At 49.4% G+C, this 1,221-nt stretch carries 11 tRNA genes and 1 rRNA gene; all 12 read left to right on the forward strand.

The window, feature by feature from the left end:
* The first annotated feature begins 72 nt into the window (after nucleotides 1–72).
* Nucleotides 73–188: ribosomal RNA gene (gene rrf / locus ACODH8_RS14510) — 5S ribosomal RNA — on the forward strand.
* 11 nt (nucleotides 189–199) lie between these two features.
* Nucleotides 200–272, forward strand: a tRNA-Val gene (locus tag ACODH8_RS14515).
* A gap of 11 nt (nucleotides 273–283) precedes the next feature.
* Nucleotides 284–356, forward strand: a tRNA-Lys gene (locus ACODH8_RS14520).
* Between the two features lie 9 nt (nucleotides 357–365).
* A tRNA-Leu gene (locus tag ACODH8_RS14525) sits at nucleotides 366–447 on the forward strand.
* A 14-nt stretch (nucleotides 448–461) separates the two neighbouring features.
* Nucleotides 462–534, forward strand: a tRNA-Thr gene (locus ACODH8_RS14530).
* 9 nt (nucleotides 535–543) lie between these two features.
* A tRNA-Gly gene (locus tag ACODH8_RS14535) sits at nucleotides 544–615 on the forward strand.
* 12 nt (nucleotides 616–627) lie between these two features.
* Nucleotides 628–713, forward strand: a tRNA-Leu gene (locus tag ACODH8_RS14540).
* A 25-nt stretch (nucleotides 714–738) separates the two neighbouring features.
* A tRNA-Arg gene (locus tag ACODH8_RS14545) sits at nucleotides 739–812 on the forward strand.
* 15 nt (nucleotides 813–827) lie between these two features.
* Nucleotides 828–901, forward strand: a tRNA-Pro gene (locus ACODH8_RS14550).
* Nucleotides 902–911: 10 nt separating this feature from the next.
* A tRNA-Met gene (locus tag ACODH8_RS14555) sits at nucleotides 912–985 on the forward strand.
* An 18-nt stretch (nucleotides 986–1,003) separates the two neighbouring features.
* A tRNA-Ile gene (locus tag ACODH8_RS14560) sits at nucleotides 1,004–1,077 on the forward strand.
* 17 nt (nucleotides 1,078–1,094) lie between these two features.
* Nucleotides 1,095–1,184, forward strand: a tRNA-Ser gene (locus ACODH8_RS14565).
* Nucleotides 1,185–1,221 lie beyond the last annotated feature (37 nt).

A 1,221-nucleotide genomic window follows, 5' to 3' on the forward strand; every position in this document is an offset into this window, starting at 1 on the left:
AAAATAATGTAGTCTAACTAAAAACATCCAGTTTTGAGTGAATAATCACTCAATTAAATAAACGCACGCAAGTGTGGTGACGATGGCAAGAAGGATACACCTGTTCCCATGCCGAACACAGAAGTTAAGCTTCTTAGCGCCGATGGTAGTGAAGGGTTTCCCTTTGTGAGAGTAGGACGTCGCCATGCGAATGCGTTTTGGAGGTTTAGCTCAGCTGGGAGAGCACCTGCCTTACAAGCAGGGGGTCAGCGGTTCGATCCCGTTAACCTCCATTTTAAATGACGACTCGTTAGCTCAGTTGGTAGAGCATCTGACTTTTAATCAGAGGGTCACTGGTTCGAGCCCAGTACGGGTCATTTTTATATGCGGGTGTGGCGGAATTGGCAGACGCACTAGATTTAGGATCTAGCGCCTTACGGCGTGGGGGTTCAAGTCCCTTCACCCGCACTTAAAATTTAATAGCCGGCTTAGCTCAGTTGGTAGAGCATCTGATTTGTAATCAGAGGGTCGAGGGTTCAAGTCCTTTAGCCGGCACTTCTTTAAGCGGAAGTAGTTCAGTGGTAGAACATCACCTTGCCAAGGTGGGGGTCGCGGGTTCGAACCCCGTCTTCCGCTTTTTAAGTTCCAGCCGGGGTGGCGGAACTGGCAGACGCACAGGACTTAAAATCCTGCGGAGAGTTTTCTCCGTACCGGTTCGATTCCGGTCCTCGGCATTTTCAAAATTATATATATTTTTTAGCGCCCATAGCTCAATTGGATAGAGTGTCTGACTACGGATCAGAAGGTTAGGGGTTCGACTCCTCTTGGGCGCGTTTTAAAGAATGACACGGGAAGTAGCTCAGCTTGGTAGAGTACTTGGTTTGGGACCAAGGTGTCGCAGGTTCGAATCCTGTCTTCCCGATTGTTTTATTCGCGGTGTAGCTCAGCTGGCTAGAGCGTCCGGTTCATACCCGGGAGGTCGGGGGTTCGATCCCCTCCGCCGCGATTTTTATTTTCAGAACTTGGACCTTTAGCTCAGTTGGTTAGAGCTCCCGGCTCATAACCGGGCGGTCGTAGGTTCGAGTCCTACAAGGTCCATTGTAGTGAAAACATATGGAGGATTACCCAAGTCCGGCTGAAGGGAACGGTCTTGAAAACCGTCAGGTGTGTAAAAGCACGCAAGGGTTCGAATCCCTTATCCTCCTTTAATTTTAATATCGCGGAGTGGAGCAGTTAGGTAGC

Origin of the sequence: Vagococcus fluvialis, assembly GCF_048815235.1 — a bacterium.
GTDB lineage: Bacteria > Bacillota > Bacilli > Lactobacillales > Vagococcaceae > Vagococcus.